Below are 15,570 nucleotides of genomic sequence, written 5' to 3'. Positions count from 1 at the left end.
GTTCTCGCGCGCGTGGCCTTCATCGCGCGCGTCGCGTTCAGCGCCTTCGGGTGGAGCGTCGCGCGCGCGTGCGGTGCGTACGTCCTGTCCGCTGCTCCGGGCGCCGGTAGGGCGCGCGCCGGCCCGCGGCGGCGTTGCGGACTGGTCCGTTGGCTACGCGGGGCAGACTACGGTGAACAACGCGCCGTCGGGGTCCTTGAGTTCCACCGACCGGCCGGCGGCCGTGGTCTGCACGGGCGAGGCGGCCCGGCCACCGAGCCGGGTCGCGGTCTCGATGGCCGCGTCCAGGTCCGGCACCTGGAAGTGGACGTGCCAGCGCGGCCGGACCTCGGGGTCGGGGGCTTCCTCGGGGACGCCGCCGCTGATCCGCGCGACGGTGTCAGCGCCGCGCCGCACCACGACGTGGTCCTGTTCGAAGGCGACGTCGCAGCAGCCCGGGCGCTCGCAGGCCCAGTCGAGGACCTCGCCGTAGAAGACGGCCGCGGCGAACGCGTCGCGGGTGCGCAGTTCGAGCCAGGCGGGGGCGGTGCCGCGGCCGACGCTCCAGTCGGGGATCACCTCGCCCTGCCAGAACCCGAAGACCGCTCCGTCCGGGTCCGCGGCCAGCGCGGCCCGTCCGGTGCCGAAGGACAGCGGACCGACGGCCATGGTGGCGCCGCGCTCCCGGATCCGGGCGGCGGTGCCGTCCGCGTCGTCGACGGCGAAGTACGGCGTCCAGGCGACGGGCACGCCCAGCCGGGCGGCGAGCGCGCCCATGCCGGCCACCGCGGCGCCGTCCCGGAAAGCGACGGAGAAGCCTTCGCCGAGGCGGGTGCGGCGGAAGACCCAGCCCAGCACGGCGCCGTAGAACTGCTGGGACTCGCCCAGGTCACGGGCCATCAGGCTGACCCAGCACGGCGCCCCGAACACCTCGTGGCTTGACGTCGACACAGCCCGACCTCCTTGCCGGCGCCCCGCGGAGGAGCGCGCCGGTCCGTACCGACGGCGGACGTCCGGGTACCGTGCCGCCCGGGTCCCGGCCCCGCCGTCGCGGTGGGCCGGCACCACGCCCCGGTCCGCTCGGTTACATCGGGCCCGGGTCCCGCTCGGTGAGCTTGCGCTCCTGTTCGCTCTGCCGGAGCAGCCGGTCGGCCTTGTCGCGCAGCCGGCGGCGCTCCTGCGGTTCGGCGGCGCGCTCGGCCGCATCCTTGAGTTCCTGGGCCTTGGCCCGCAGCTGTTCGGGCCGGCTGCCGGGTTCTCCGGTCCCCGCCATGGTCGCTCCTCGGTCCGCCGGGCGGTGCTGACGCTTACAGCCAACCACCATCACCGCGGGCGCGCACGCGGTGACGGTCACCCGCCGTGACCGGCTTGTTTGACGGCGTAGTCGGCGAGCGAGCCGGCCAGCAGGCCGAACACCCGGTGGGCCGATGCCGTGACGGCCTCCGCGATCCGGGTGTCGTCGTGGCCGGCGAGGGTCAGGTCGAGGATCTGCTGGAACAGCACCCGGTGGGCGGCGGCCAGCTGGGCGGCCACGGCCGCCGGAGTGATGTCGTCGGGGGCGGCGCCTGTTTCCGCGGCCAGCACCCGGGCGAGCGCGGCCTCCCTCAGATCGTGCAGATCGCGCAGGCGGGCCAACAGGGTGGGGCTGTCCGCGATCATGCGGGCGAACACCTCCCCGGAGAATCCGGCCACCGGGTCGCGGCGCTCCACCGCGCCGAGGAAGTCCCGGCGCAGTGCCGCGAGCGCCGACTGCCCCGGCGCCCGGCCGGCGACGGTGTCCGCGAGGCCCGCCACGAACTCCTCCTGCCGGTCGAAGGCCAGATCCTCCTTGCGGGCGAAGTAGTTGGTGACCGTCTTCTTCGCCACCCGGGCGGACGCGGCGATCTCGGCGATGGTCGTCGCCTCGAAGCCGTGCGCGATGAACAGCCTGGTCGCGTGGTCGGAGATGAGCTTCCTGGTCTCCTGCTTCTTGGACTCGCGCAGTCCCACCGGTCCGGCCGGCTCGATACCCATGGGCAAATCTTACACTCGACGTACTTTTACCCTTGACCTCCCAGCAGCCCCGACGTACATTTACGTTCATCGTAAGTTTTCCCGCTCCAGCAAAGGCACCGATGCCCACCTCCGCAACGCTCCGGGAAGCCACCGCCACCATGACCGGATCCGACACCTCCGCCGAGTTCGACCGCCAGGTCCAGACCCTCGTCGACCTGGGATACCCGGCCCTCGCCGGCCTGACGGAGGACGCCTTCCGCGACCTCTTCGGCCCGCTGCGCGCCCCCGTGACCGCCCGGGCGGCCGGCGTACGGCTGCCGCCCGCCGAAGGCCGGGCCCCCTTCCTCCTGGTGGTCACGCGGGCTCTGGTCCCCCTGGAGCAGTCGGTGCCGCTGACCACGCTCGCCGGGAAGAAGAGCCCCGGCGTGATCGAGCGCTTCTACGCACCCGGCGAGCTCGAACGCTTCGTGTCCCTACCGGAACTGGCGCTCCCCGACGGCGCGGTCTACGTCGTCTTCGACGTCGACCGCGGCGAGGAGTTCTGCGGCGCCGTTCCCTCCGACGCGCTGAGCACGGTCGCCGCGCGAGGCCGTACGCCGCTGACCATCGAGGAGGGCGTCGCCTTCGTGGCGCAGTACCCGCAGGCGCTGGCCAAGAACAAGTGCTTCTCGCTCGGCGGCAGCCGCCTCGGCGACCGGCGCGTGCCGGCCCTGTGGATCAGCAAGGGCGCCCCCAAGCTCGGGTGGTGCTGGGAAGGCAACCCGCACACGTGGCTCGGCCTCGCCTCGGCGGGCGGCCGCGCCGGCTGACCCGACACCGCCCGGCTCCGCCCAGCCGCGCCCCTACCCCCGCGCCGGCACCCAGCCTCGTGGGGGGTGGGGGGACCCCAGCCCCGCGCCGGCAACGTCCAGCCCCGTGGTGGCACCCCCAAGCCCCGTGCCGCCAACCTCCTTAGCCTCGCGGTGGCACCCCAAGCCCCGTGCCGCCAGCCTCGCCGGCGTTGGAGGCGCGGGTCCGGGCAGGGCCAACTCCAGCCTCGCCGGCGTTGGAGGCGCGGGTCCGGGCGGAGCCCGGTGCCCGGCGGAGCCGGGTTGTCCTTGGGGCTCCGCCCCAAACCCCGCGCCTCAAACGCCGGCGAGGCTGGATATTGCCCGCCCGCAGCACCGGCAAGGCCGGGGATTGTGCCCCAGGGCACTGGCGAGGCCCGGGGCTGCGCCCCAGGGCGTCGACACGGCCGGAGTTGCCCGCCAGGGCACCGGCAGGGCTGGAGGTTGCCCGCCAGGGCACCGGCAAGGCGGGGGGTTGCGCCCCAGGGCACCGGCAAGGCGGGGGGTTGCGCCCCAGGGCGTTGGCGAGGCCGGGGTGGGTGTCCCCGGGCCCGGCGGGCCGTCAGGGCGCGTCCCCCTGCCAGTCGAAGCGGCCCGGGTCGTGCGGGCGCGGCCCGTACACGGCCCGCCCACCCGGCCCGTACCGCCCGATCTCCGTCATCAGCAAGGCCCCCTCCGCACGCTCCCCGGCGCTCCAGCCGGTGACGTCCAACAGCAGCCCGTCCAGCGGGCCCCCGACCAGCTCGACGTAGGCACGCCCGGGGCGGGGGCCCGGATCGGGGTCGTCGTGGTCGGCGCCGTAGACACGGCCGCGCATGATCTGCTCGTCCATACCGCCACCATGCCAGCGCCCACTGACAACGGGCCCCGGGCCGGGCGGCCGTCAGGCGTCCGGGCCCTCCGTGATCCGCGCCAGCACGGCGCGGGCCCCCGCCACCGCCGCAACGGCCGCCGCCGGTCCGGCCGCCGCGCCGGACCGGCGGGTCCCGTCCAGGGCGAGGCGTACGGGATGCCCGGGCGGCAGCGCCAGCAGCGCGAGCCGCACCCCCTGCACGGCCCTGCGTACGTCCCTGGGCTCGCCCGGTCCGGCGGCCAGCGCCTCCAGCCGGGTCCGTACGAGCGCGAACTGCCCCTCGTCGAGGACCGCGCGTACGTCGTCCAGGTGGTCGCCGACCAGGCGCAGCAGCGGGTCCTCGGGGGCCCGGGCGGACTGCCCGGACGGGCCGGACCCGCCGGGTCGCGGCTGCCGGGCTGCGGCGGGGCCCGGGTTTCCCTGGTGGATGAAGGCCGCCCAGACCGGCAGCCGGTCGAGCCCCGGCCGGTCCATCTCGCGCTGCAACTCGGCGTCCAGCGTGCCGGGGTCGCGCCGGTCGGGGTCCAGCATCCACAGCTGCGCGGCGCGCAGGGCGTCCGCGGGGCTGCGCCCCTCGGCCACGAGGTGGTGGTGGAAGACGGACATCATCAGCGCGGACGCGCCGTCCTGAGTGGTCCAGCGCGAACCCACCACGTCCCGGGCGCCACCCGCGACGAAGGCCGTCGCCAGGGTGAGCGCCTCGTCGTGGTCACCGCGGCTGAGGTCCGTCTCGCATGCACTGAGCACCACCAACGGCCCGTCCCCGCCCGGCCGCCCGTCCCCGTCCGGTCGCCCGTATCCATCGGCATCGGGGGACCCGCTCCCGTCGCCAGGGGCGGGAACGGCGCCGCTCGCGCGGTCGAGGAGCCTCGAGACGGTCAGCATGCCCAGGTCGGGGCGCGCGCCGGGGCCGCCCTCCCCGGCGGGCAGGTCCTCCGCGCCGTCCGGGAAGGCCAGGTGGAGTGCGGATACCGTCGGACTGAGGCCCGCCGAGCCGTGGCAGGCGAGGTGCAGTACCGACACCGGCTGCGCGAGGACGCCCAGCAGTTCGTCGGGGGTGCCGGGTGCCTCCGGCGTGACGGACGGTTCGAAGTACTCGCCGAGCATCCGGGCCTGCGGGTAGAAGGCCGCGCCGAGTGCGGCGGTCTCCCGTTCCGCGTGGGTCAGGTCCACCCGCGGGTCCGCGAGCAGCACGGGCGCTCCGGTCGGCGGCCGGCGGTCGCGGACGGCGGCGCGGGCGAACTGTCCGCCGGAGGCGGCGTAACTGACGGCCACGAGCCGGCAGGCGTACTCCGCGGGCTCCGTGCCGGGCAGCCGGGCGGCGTGCCACGGCACCACCCCCAGGTTCCCGCACGGGACGAGGACCAGCCGCGGCACCCGCGACGCGGGCCGTACGTCCGGACGGGCGGCCGCTGCGTTCGGTGCGGCCAGCGCGTCCAGCACGGGTCCCATCGCCGCCGGGTACGCCCAGTCGCACAGACCCGACAGCGCCTGCTCCCAGGCGCGTTCCACGGCCGCCCCGTCCACCGGACCGGACTCTTCCGCGAGCGGTCCGCCTTCGGACAGCCCTTCGAGGTGACGGGAACGGGCCGCCGCGGCGGTCAGGTAGCGGACGAGCGGGCCGCTGCGGTCCTCGCACAGCAGCGGCAGCCCGACGGCGCGCGTACCGCCGTCCGGTCCGACCACGACGGCCACGCCGGGGTCGCTGCCCCGCCCCGACATCAGGTAGACGAGCGCGTCCGCGTCGCAGGCCTCGACCGCGGCGGACAGCTCCCGGACGCCGGGCACCTCACCGAGCGCCCACCCCCGGCCCTCGTCCCGGCCCTGGTCGGGGCCCTGGTCCCGCAGCATGCCCTGGTCCCGCCGCCTGCCCTGGTCCGGGTCCAGGTGCCGGTCGTGTCCCTGACTCCCGGCACCTCCCCCGCGCCGGTACCCCAGCGCCTCCAGGGCCTGGCGGCGCAGGGCGCTGGGCAGTTCGTCGGCGAAGGAGGACGCAGCGTCGGAGGCCGGGGCGGGGGCCGCGGCGGAGGCGACGGAGGCCGGGGCCGCGGGCCCGCCGCCGCTGCGCCGCAGCTGTTCGCGCCAGGCCGCGGCCAGGCCGGGATGCCCGGCCGCCTCCAGGAGTTCGGGCACGCCGGCCGAGACCGAGGCCGCCCGGAGCACCAGCGCGCGGCCCAGTTCCAGCGCGGTCACCGCCTCGTCGACCTGTCCGTGGGTGGCGGCCCACAGGGCGGCCTCGACGGCCCGACTGGCGCCGGAACGAGCCGCGAGCAGGCCCTGTTCCGCGCCGAGTTGCAGGACCACGTCCGCGGCGAGGGCGCGCAGCGACTCCAGGGCGGTCTCCGTCGCCGCCGCCATGTCCCGGATGCCGCGGGTGGCGTCCCAGCGGGTGCGGTGGTATCCGGAGAGGTCCCACAGCCCGCCGGCGGCGAGGGACTGGGCCCGGCCTTCGGCGAAGATCCGCCGGGCCCGGGTGCCCAGCTCGATGGCCTGGTCCAGGTCGAGCGGGTCCCGCGTCAGCAGGTGGCGGATGTGCAGGGCCTGCGCGGACCGGCACAGTTCGCCGGGCGCGGCGTCCGGCCCGGCCGTCGGCAGGTCCGCCATCGGGGCCGGGTCCCGGGTGAGCACGGCCCGGACCGTACGGGCCTGCTCCTCGCGGGCGCGCAGGGTGGCGCGCACCGGGGAGGGCGCGTGCTCGCCGGCCGCGACGACGAGGTCGACATGGCCGACGCCTCGGAGCATGGCTTCCCTGTCCTCGTGCAGGCGGCCGTCGTCGATGTGCCCGTCGGCCAGCGCCAGATGCACGAGGAAGTAGGGCGGATCGTGCGGCGTCAGCCCCTCCACCAGGCCCTCCAGCTCGGCGATGGCCCGGTGGGCGGCCTCCCGGTCGCCGTCCCGCTGCGCCTTGGAGAGGGCGTGTTTCAGGTCGAACACGCGCAGCGGCAGCCGAACGCTGTCGTTGCCCGCCGTCAACGTCTCCACGAGCGTACGGAAGGATTCCGGCAGGTCTCGGCGGGCGGTGTCGAGGTCGGCGAGATTGCCGTCGGTGCCCTCCCCGAGGTGCCGGAGGGCGTCCACCGTGTCCGCGACCCTGCCGGCCATCGGATGGTCCGGAGACATCTGGGCGTGCGCCTTGCGCAGCGCGACGCCGGCCGCACGCAGCTGGTCGGCGTCGTGCCGGGTCACGCCATCGGTCATCAGCATCAGCGCCGGCACGAGGCCCTGCATGGCCAAGGCGTCCGGGGACTGCACGTCCAGCGTGGGAGCCTGCCGTACGAATTCGGTGCGGGTGGCCTGCGGTACGTCCTGGAGCATGCCGACCATCTGCCGCAGCTGCGCCGCGAACGGGTGGCCTTCGGGGATCACGTCCAGCAGGCCGTCCGGCTCGCCGGTGGCGCGGAACGCGTCGATCCCCGCGATCACCCTGCGTATCTGCGCCCCCTCCGGCGAGCCGTCGGCCCGCGTGCTGGCGGCGAACTCCCGCATGGCCGCCTCGACGGCCTCGGCCGCGCCGGGTTCCACGCTCATCAGCGACGCGTCCGTGAAGCTCAGTTCGCCGCGCATCATGGCGCCGAGCTGCGGCAGCGGAAGCCAGCTGAGGAAGAGGGACGCCATTTCGATGTCCTCGGCCGGTATGTCGACACCCGGCTTCGGCGTGCGGCCCTCGCGCAGCAGTTGTTCGGCGCGCTGCCGGTCCTCCGGGCGGTTGCCGGCGGCGTAGCGCAGGACGAACAGCGCGCCCAGCCGGATCCCCACCGTGTTGCGCAGCGCCGGGTCGTGCTCCAGCAGGGCTTCCAGCCTGCCCAGTTCGTCAATGGCGTCGTCGTAGTCGGCGGCGTCCCGCAGGACCCGGCCCGTCTGCGGCAAAAGCTGTGCCGTCCGCCGGCTCGCGTCCTCGGCCCACGCGCGTAACCCCCGCAGCCCGCCGGTCTCCTCTTCGCCCACCGCTCTCCCCCTCAGCCGCCCGTACCGTGCCCGCGTCCCGTACGTACCGCTCCGCGCGGTGTCCCGCGCGGGCCCGCAGCCCATGGTGGGCCGCGGCGGGACCGCGCGCACCGTCGCGGCCCGGGGGCGACCGTACTTCGCCCCGGACTCGCCCGGAATCCCCCCGACGCTTCCCCCGTGGGGTGGCCGGTGGGGGGCGTGGCGGGCGGTACGGCGGGCCGGTGCTCGGGCGTGGGACTCAAACCGGCCATACCCGCCCACGCGCCGCAGCCCGCGCCTTCCGAACGGCCGGACGGCCTGCCACGATGCGTCACCGTCGGCCCGCTCACCGCGGGCCGGCGTCCCGGTGACCCCCACCACCGTCAAGGAGCACACATGATCCACGAGCAGCCGTTGGTCCTCGATCCGCACGGCGGCGACCGCGACGCGGAGCACGCCGAGTTGCGCCGGCGCGGCCCCCTCACCCGCGTCGACGTGCTCGGCGTGACCGCCTGGTCGGTCAGCGAACCCGCCCTGCTCAAGCGGCTCCTGACGGATCCCCGGCTGTCCAAGGACGCCCGCCGGCACTGGCCGCTCTTCCCCGACCGGATCGTGGGCACGTGGCCGCTGGCGCACTGGGTCGGGGTCTCCAACATGTTCACCGCCCACGGAGCCGACCACCGGCGGCTGCGGCGGCTGGTCGCGCCCGCCTTCTCCGTACGCCGCATCGAGGCGCTGGCGCCGCACATCGAGGCCATCACGGACGACCTCCTCTCCGACCTCGCCACCGCTGCCGCCGGAGCCGATACCGATACCGGTACCGGTGCGGAATCCCCACCCGGCACGGGAGCCGCAGCCGGCACGGGAGCCGCAGCCGGCTCGGGCCCCGGACGCGAACCGGTCGATCTGCGCGAGCTGTTCGCCTTCCCGCTGCCCATCCGGGTGATCAGCCTCCTGATGGGGCTGCCCGACCACCTCCGGGACGCGTTCCGCTCATCGGTCGACGGCGTCTTCGACACGACGCTCGACGCGGACCGCGCCGCCGCCAACATGCGCGACCTGTACGGGGTGCTCGGCAGCCTGATCGAGATCAAGCGGGCCGAGCCCGCGGACGACCTCACGTCGGCGCTCATCGCCACCCGGGACACCGAGGGCGACGGCGGCCGCCTGGCCGAGCAGGAACTCCTCGACACCCTGCTGCTCGTCGTCAGCGCCGGCTACGAGACCACCGTCAACCTGCTCGACCAGGCCGTCACCGCGCTTCTCGGCCATCCCGGTCAGCTCGGGCTGCTGCGCACCGGACGGGTTTCCTGGGACCAGGCTGTGGAAGAGGTCCTCCGCTTCCAGTCGCCCATCGCCCACGTCCCGCTGTACTACGCCGTCGAGGACATCCCGGCCGGCGAGGGCGGGGCTACGATCCGCGCCGGCGAGGCCGTCCTGCCGTCCTACGGGGCGGCGAGCCGCCACCCCGGCGTGCACGGCGACACCGCCGACGCCTTCGACATCACCCGCGACCACAAGGACCACCTCGCCTTCGGCCACGGCGCGCACTACTGCATCGGCGCGCCGCTGGCCCGGCTGGAAGCGGGCATCGCCCTCCCCCGGCTGTTCGCCCGCTTCCCCGAGCTCGCGCTCGCCACCCCCGCCCGCTCCCTGCCGCCCCTCCCGTCCCTCATCGCCAACGGCCACCAGCGGCTGCCGGTCCTGCTCCACGGCAGGCCCGGTCCGGCGACGACCGACTGACCACACCCGCCCGCCGGCCGGCGGACAGCCGGGCCAACGCCGCCGGCCCGCGACCGCCGGACCGAGGCCGGCGGCCGGACCGTCCGCCGCATGCCGTCCGCTACGCCCCGTCGGCCTGCTCCCGCGCCGCTTCCAGGAGCAGGCCGGCGAGGCCCTGAGGCGCGGAGAACATCGGCCAGTGGCCGGTGTCCAGGGTGGCGAGCCGCCAGTGCCCGCCCGCCACCAGCGCGGCCACGTCGTCGCCCGGCTTCTCGCCGTCCAGCGTGCACTTGATGTAGGTGGCGGGCAGTTCGGCGAGCGGCCGGGCCAGCACCGCCGGGTCGGTCAGCGTGGCGCCGGGATGCGGGGTCGAGCGGGCCGTGATCTCGGCTATGTGCCCGGCGCTCAGGCCCTGCCCCAGGCCCTCGTAGTCCGCTGCGGTCAGCGGCGGCCAGAAGCCGTCGTTCTCGGCGATCGCGCCCTCGACCATGGCCCGGCCGTCGGGCCAGCCCTCGACGAACGACTCGCCGTCGGTGGGGACGTTGGAGTCGACGAAGACCACGCGCGCCAGCCGGTCGCCGAGCCGTCCGGCGGCCTGGCCGACCGGTATGCCGGCGTAGCTGTGTCCGACGAGCACCACCTCGTGCAGGTCGTGGCGGGTCACCTCGTCCACGATGTCCTGTACGTGGGTCTCCAGCCGGACGGGCGCGCCGCCCTGCTTCTCCGCGAGGCCGGACAGGGTGAGCGGGTGGACTCCGTGGCCGGCCGCGCGGAGCGCCGGGACCACCTCGTCCCACGCCCACGATCCGAGCCACGCGCCTGGCACCAACACATAGTTCGTCATGCGGAAAACGTAGCGGAGGGGTCTGACAACGGCCCCCGAGCACCGTGCCGGCCCGCACGCGGAGCGGCACCCGGCCCACGCACGGCGCGCACTCTCGGCACGCCCCGGCCCGGTCGTCGGGAGCGTCTCAGCGCAGGCGGCGGGCGGTACCCCGTGGTGTCATACAGAGGACAGGCAGCGGTACGGACCCGGGCGGACCCATGGGCACTCCTCAGTCGGGCGCGGACGCGGGCGGGGGCGCGGACGCGGGCGGGGGCACGGCGGCGGGCGGGGGCGCCGGGACGGACGCCGGCACCGAAGCACGGCACGCCGGCTGGCTCGAACTCTTCTTCGACCTGGTGTTCGTCGCGCTCGCCGCCCAGCTCTCGCACGAGCTGCACGGCGATCCCGGCCTGCGCGACTTCGCCGTGTTCTTCGCGCTGTACTTCCCGCCGTGGTGGCTGTGGATCAACCTCACCGTGTCGGCGAACTACTTCGTCGACGACAGCCCCCGCCGCCGCCTCCTGATGCTGTCGGCCATGCTCTGCCTGGCGGTCATGGCCGCCTCCGTGCCCGGCGCGGACGACGACCGCGCCGCCGTCTACGCCCTCGGCTACGCGGGAACCCGCCTGGTGTTGCTCGGACTGTGGTGGCCGGCCACCCGGTTCCCGGGCGCGCGGCGCGTCCCGCGCTGGCGCCCGCTGGCCTACTGCCTGGCGTCCGGCCTGCTCTGGGCCGTCTCCGCCGCCGTGCCCTCGCCCTGGCGGTACGCCATGTGGGCCGTCCTGCTCCTCGCCGAGATGGTGCTGCTGCTCACCGCGCGCGGCAGCGGAGCGCCCGGCCGGCTGGACACCGGGCACCTGGTGGAGCGCGTCGGCCTGTTCGTCATCATCGTGCTCGGCGAGTCCGTGATCGCGCTCGTGACCTCCGCCGACCACGCGTGGACCCTGCGGGCCGGGGCCGTCGGCGTCCTGGGCTTCGTCCTGCTCGCCGCGCTGTGGTGGTCGTACTTCGACTTCGGTTCGACCTCGGCGGAGCTGATGTTCGGGGCCGCCGGGGACCGGGACGCGTACCTGCTCGCCCGTGACGTCGCCGGCTTCCTGCACTACTTCGTCACCGCGGCCGTGCTGTGCATGGCCGGCGGGCTGGCCACCGCCGTCGAGGAGGCCGGCCACGACCACCTGCCGCGCGGCGCCGTCTGGGCCCTCGCGGGCGGCCTCGCCCTCTACCACGCGGCGCACGCCTGCATCGCGCTGCGCTTCCGACGCCCGGTGCGCTCGGTCGCGGTGTGGGCGGTGCCCGGTATCGCCGTGCCACTCCTCGTCGTGTGGGGATCGGACCGTCTCGCGCCGTGGCTCGTCGTACTGCTCCTGGCCGCCGAGGCGATCGTGCACCTCCTCTACGCGCGCAAGGTCCTGCGGCGCCGCCTGGCCGCCGCCTCCGCCGCGCCCTGACCAGGACACAGGCAGGCAGACAGACGGGCAGTGGGCTCGCGCCGCCCGAGCCGCGGCCGAAACCCGCGGGCGAAACCCGCGCCGAAAAACCCACGGGCGAAGTGATCACGGTTCAGGGCAGACTGAGGGCGTGGACATGTATCGCCCGGTGGACCGCGAGCCCGCCCCCGACCGTTACGGACGCCTGCGCGTCGAGACCGCCGACCTCGAGCCGGCCCAGTGGCTCACCCGACGCAGCCCGGGGCACGGGGACTTCGGCACGGTGGCGGGCGTCTGCGCGCCCGGCTTCCCCGCGTACGCCCGCATCCTGCATCCCGCGCAGCTCGACGAACGGCCCGTTCGCTGGGCGGCCGTGGGCGCCGCGTACGGCCGCCCGGTCGAAGGGGCGACCCGCTGGCACGAGCTGATCGGCGCCGACCGGGACTACCACAACCTCGACGGGCTGGAACGGCCCGGCGTGTGGGACGAGCATCCCGCCGAGGGGCCGACCCCGCCGGACGTCGCCCTCGCGCTGATCCCCGTCCTGGCCCGCCACACGGGCACCGCCGACCGGTGCTGGTTCGGGCTGTGGCACGGCTACGGCCGCTGGGACTGGGACGCCGTACCGTGTTTCACCACGCCGGAACGGGAAGAGGTGCTGCTGTCCGGGCCCCTGGCCGACGCCGCCTCGCCCACCGCGCTCGACCCCTTCGCGGAACTCCCGGACCTGTGGTGGCCCGAGGACCGCGCCTGGTGCGTGGGCGGCGATGTCGACACGGTGAGCACGTACGTCGGCGGCTCCGAGGCCCTCATCGCCGACCTGCTCACGGCACCCGCCCTGGAGGCCCACCGGGTGTCGGCCGGCGACAGCCTCGACTGACCGGCCCTCGGCCCGTCGCGTCGGCCGGTACGGCGAAGCCGCTTGCCCGGGGGTCGCGGCGGCTGAGAACCTGCCCGGGTACGGCGGCGGTACGCGCCGCGCTGCAACGGGCCGGACGGCTCCGGCCCTTCACCTCAGGGGGATCCCATGAACACCGTTCGGCGCACGACAGCGGCCGCCCTGGCCGCGGCGGCCCTCGCGGCCGTCGTCCTCGGCGCGGCCGGCACCGCGCAGGCGGCGCAGGGCGAGAAGAAGGTCGAGGTCATCAAGGTGGTCGAGGACCCGCAGGGCTGACGCATCCGGCCTTGCCCGGCCCCGGCCGGGCCCCGTCGTGACGTCACGTCACGTGGAACCGCCCGGCGGCGCGGTCGGACCGCGCCGCCGGGCGGCGGCTGGTGCGGGGCCTGCGCCCCGGGGGGCTACCCCCGGACGGGTCCCGGGGCCGGAGCGGCGGGGTGCCCGGAGGCCGTCAGGTGCGCCGGGGCGGCCTGAACGGTCGCGGCAGGTACGACCGCCTGCTCGGGAGCGGCAGGAGCGACAGGGGTGGCGGGAGTCGCCGGAGCCGCGGCATGCGCCGGGGGCTGCGCCGGAGCAGCGGACATCGAGGCTGGGGGCACCGGTGCTGTGGGTGCCTGGGCTGTGGGTGCCTGGACGCTCATGGGCGGTTGGGCGTCCGCCGCGCGCAGCGGCGGGGTCGGCAGGGGGGCGCCGTCCCGGGCGAGCAGGGAGAGCAGGACCAGCGCGTCGGTCCAGCCCAGCGGGACGACAGCCGAGGGAAGGCCTTCGGCGGTGACCGTCTCCGGGAGTTCGCCCAGGTGGTTCCGGGTCGAGAGGACGTAGTCCAGGACGCGGGTCCCCTTGCCCCGCTCGCCGCTGTGCAGCCAGGCCAGCGCGAAGAAGGTCGTACTGGCCGTCCAGGCGGACTTGCCCCACGGGTGTTCGGGGTCGCTGCCGGGCAACAGGCCGCCGTTGGGCAGCAGCAGCGCGCGGTACGTGTCGTCGAGCGCCTCGGCGAGGTCCGGCGGCGCGGTGTTGAACGGCGGTGCCATGAACGCGGCGGCGCTGTCGCGGCCGTGCAGGCCGTCGGTGGTGCGCGGGTAGCCGATCGGCGCGAAGTGCTCGGCGATGCCCGCCGCCAGCTGCCGGGCCGCGTCGGCCCAGCGCGCGGCGTCCGCGTCCCGGCCCAGCACGGCGGCGAGGTCGGCGGCCGCGTTGAGCCCGGAGAGCAGCGGCGCCGCCGTGCCGATGGTGACGGTGGACGCCGACAGCTCCCAGTAGTCGGGGGACTCGGGCGGCAGTCCGCTCGCGTCGAGGGAGCCGGCCGCGTGGTCGGCGGCCTTCCCGATCATCGGGTAGAGGGTGGTCAGCCGGTCCCTGCGGGTGTCCGCGGGGGCGGCCTGGTACCACTGCCACGTGGCCCACGGCAGCCAGCCGTTCGCGTCGAGCTGCCACCGGCGGCCGTCGGGCGGCCCGGATCCGTCGAGTTTCGTACGGGCCTCCCAGGTGCCGTCGGGGCGCTGGGTCGCGGCGTTGTAGCGCAGGACGCGGTAGGCCTCCTCGTCGTGGCCGGTGTGCGCGAAGGCGACGGCGGCGAAGCTGGAGTCCCGCGGCCAGGAGTACTCCCAGGGCGGGGACCAGCCGGCGGCGAAGGAGCCGTTGGACTGGAGGAGCGCGCGCAGCGCCAGCAGGGCGCGTACGGCGGTCGCGCGGTCCGCGCCGCCGGGGATCGTGCCCGCGGCGAGCCAGGCCCGGGCGGCGTCTATCTGCTGCCAGGCGGCGGGGTCGCCCGCGGGCACCACCGTGGAGGCGGTGGCGCCGTCGGGCAGGTAGCGCCAGCGACCGGAAGGCAGTTGCAGCACGTTGCTGTTCTCGACGTAGCGGGCGCCGACCGCGAACTGCGGGAGGACGCCCTCGGTCGTGGCGCCGTTGCTGAGCACACCCGCCGTGCGGGCCTTGCGCGCGGCGGACGGAACGTAGCATTCCGTGGTTTCGCCGCAGCGGGCCGCGCCGACCGGGTTGATGTGGAAGGCGAGCCTCGACTCGGAGGCCTTCCAGCCGCCCCAGTACGCCTTGTCGTAGTTCCAGGCGGCCAGCGAGCCGGGATCCGCCGTGCGGGTGCCGTACCAGAGCACCCGTCCGCTGCCGGGGGTGGTGGCCTGCGCGTACAGGTAGTAGGTGGTGCCGGGGGCGATCGCGGCGTTCAGGGGGAGTTCGAGCCAGCCGGCGCCGGCGCCGCCGAGTTCCGTCAGGTCGGCGGTGGCGGTGGCGATCGCGGTGTCCGCGCGGGCCCGCCGGGAACGGACCTGCACGGTCACCGTGCCGGTGGCGGCCGTGCTGCTCAGGTACACGCCGACGCGGGAGATCCTCGGGTCGAGCGCCGTGAACTCCTGGGCCGCGGCGTTGTTCGCGGCGGTGATGTTGAAGAGGGCCGTCTCGTGGCGTGCCTGGCGGTCATACGCGACGCCGGCGGCGGCCCGGGCGGGGTCGTGCGCGGGCGCGGCGCCCGGGCGCTGCCCGTTCCCCTCCGGGTGGAGCCCGTGCCCTTGCGCGGGCGCGGCGCTCGGTTGGTGCCCGTGCCCTTGCGCGGACCCAGCGCCCGGGTGATGCCCGTGCCCGTGGGCGGGCGCGTGCGCGTGGGCCGTGCCGGGGTGCAGCCACAGGCCGCCTCCCAGCAGCGACGCCGCCAGCACGGCGGAGAGTGTCGCGTACGCCGCGTACGTGGCGGTGTGGAACGCGGGTACAGAGCGTGATGTCCCTGAATGTGGCCGCATGCCAGCACTATGCGCCGAGTGGCGGGGGGCGCGCGGCGGTCCGCTTCGCGCCGGGGGTGCCCGCCCCGCTCCCACACCGGGCCCCCGCCCTCGCTACCGGCCCCCACCCGTTGCGCCGAACGGGTCACCCACGCCCCGCTCCCGGGGGCGGGCGCCCCCCACCCCCGATCGCCGAGGGTAACGCCCACCCCGAACCCCCCGTGGGCCCCCACCGGCTCACCCCACGCCGCCCTAAGCCTCACCGTGCTGCGGCCCCTCCGGCTTCGCCGACGCGCTGGGGGCAACACCCAGCCTCGCCGGCGTTTGAGGAGCGGGTCCGGGCAGAGCCCGGCAAACCCCGCGCACCCTCCAGCCCCTCCGGCG

General features: G+C 75.7%; 12 protein-coding genes. 5 read left to right on the top strand and 7 right to left on the bottom strand.

The genetic code is table 11. From position 1 onward, the window contains the following. Positions 1–153: 153 nt before the first annotated feature. The 3 genes from OG764_RS33625 to OG764_RS33615 form a co-directional block, all read right to left on the bottom strand. Positions 154–879 carry a VOC family protein gene (locus OG764_RS33625; RefSeq protein ID WP_328973263.1) on the bottom strand — a complete coding sequence of 242 codons (726 nt, stop codon included), beginning with the start codon at positions 877–879 and terminating at the stop codon, positions 154–156. 184 nt (positions 880–1,063) lie between these two features. Next, the gene (locus OG764_RS33620; RefSeq protein WP_328972102.1) at positions 1,064–1,252 is read right to left on the bottom strand and encodes a DUF6381 family protein; all 189 of its coding nucleotides are present in this window, start codon (positions 1,250–1,252) and stop codon (positions 1,064–1,066) included. Between the two features lie 77 nt (positions 1,253–1,329). Further along, the gene (locus OG764_RS33615; RefSeq protein ID WP_328972101.1) at positions 1,330–1,992 is read right to left on the bottom strand and encodes a TetR/AcrR family transcriptional regulator; all 663 of its coding nucleotides are present in this window, start codon (positions 1,990–1,992) and stop codon (positions 1,330–1,332) included. Between the two features lie 101 nt (positions 1,993–2,093). Between OG764_RS33615 and OG764_RS33610 the strand changes: the two genes are divergently transcribed. Further along, positions 2,094–2,783: a DUF5701 family protein gene (locus tag OG764_RS33610; protein WP_443056129.1), complete on the top strand. Its 690-nt coding sequence runs from the start codon at positions 2,094–2,096 to the stop codon at positions 2,781–2,783. Between the two features lie 580 nt (positions 2,784–3,363). Here the strand turns inward: OG764_RS33610 and OG764_RS33605 are convergent. Then, positions 3,364–3,633: a hypothetical protein gene (locus OG764_RS33605; RefSeq protein ID WP_328972100.1), complete on the bottom strand. Its 270-nt coding sequence runs from the start codon at positions 3,631–3,633 to the stop codon at positions 3,364–3,366. Positions 3,634–3,684: 51 nt separating this feature from the next. Continuing rightward, a complete protein-coding gene (locus tag OG764_RS33600) occupies positions 3,685–7,599 on the bottom strand; it encodes a CHAT domain-containing protein (RefSeq protein WP_328972099.1) in 3,915 nt (1,304 codons plus the stop codon). Between the two features lie 375 nt (positions 7,600–7,974). Here OG764_RS33600 and OG764_RS33595 point away from each other — a divergent pair, with 375 nt between their 5' ends. After that, positions 7,975–9,321 (top strand): cytochrome P450 family protein, encoded by a 1,347-nt coding sequence (locus OG764_RS33595; RefSeq protein WP_328972098.1) that lies wholly within the window; start codon positions 7,975–7,977, stop codon positions 9,319–9,321. A gap of 100 nt (positions 9,322–9,421) precedes the next feature. Here OG764_RS33595 and OG764_RS33590 read toward each other — a convergent pair whose 3' ends face one another. Continuing rightward, positions 9,422–10,144: an alpha/beta fold hydrolase gene (locus OG764_RS33590; protein ID WP_328972097.1), complete on the bottom strand. Its 723-nt coding sequence runs from the start codon at positions 10,142–10,144 to the stop codon at positions 9,422–9,424. A gap of 200 nt (positions 10,145–10,344) precedes the next feature. Here OG764_RS33590 and OG764_RS33585 point away from each other — a divergent pair, with 200 nt between their 5' ends. The 3 genes from OG764_RS33585 (at position 10,345) to OG764_RS33575 (ending at position 12,730) form a co-directional block, all read left to right on the top strand. After that, positions 10,345–11,577 (top strand): low temperature requirement protein A, encoded by a 1,233-nt coding sequence (locus OG764_RS33585; RefSeq protein WP_328972096.1) that lies wholly within the window; start codon positions 10,345–10,347, stop codon positions 11,575–11,577. A 136-nt stretch (positions 11,578–11,713) separates the two neighbouring features. After that, entirely contained in the window at positions 11,714–12,436 is a 723-nt protein-coding gene (locus tag OG764_RS33580; RefSeq protein ID WP_328973261.1) for a hypothetical protein, read from the top strand. Between the two features lie 147 nt (positions 12,437–12,583). After that, a complete protein-coding gene (locus OG764_RS33575; protein ID WP_328972095.1) occupies positions 12,584–12,730 on the top strand; it encodes a hypothetical protein in 147 nt (48 codons plus the stop codon). 125 nt (positions 12,731–12,855) lie between these two features. Here the strand turns inward: OG764_RS33575 and OG764_RS33570 are convergent, their stop codons facing one another. Further along, on the bottom strand, positions 12,856–15,207 hold the full coding sequence (locus tag OG764_RS33570) for a hypothetical protein (protein WP_328972094.1): 2,352 nt from the start codon (positions 15,205–15,207) through the stop codon (positions 12,856–12,858). Positions 15,208–15,570: the final 363 nt, after the last annotated feature.

It is taken from the genome of Streptomyces sp. NBC_00239, assembly GCF_036194065.1.
Classification (GTDB): domain Bacteria; phylum Actinomycetota; class Actinomycetes; order Streptomycetales; family Streptomycetaceae; genus Streptomyces.
This window is presented reverse-complemented; position numbering and strand designations above follow the sequence as displayed.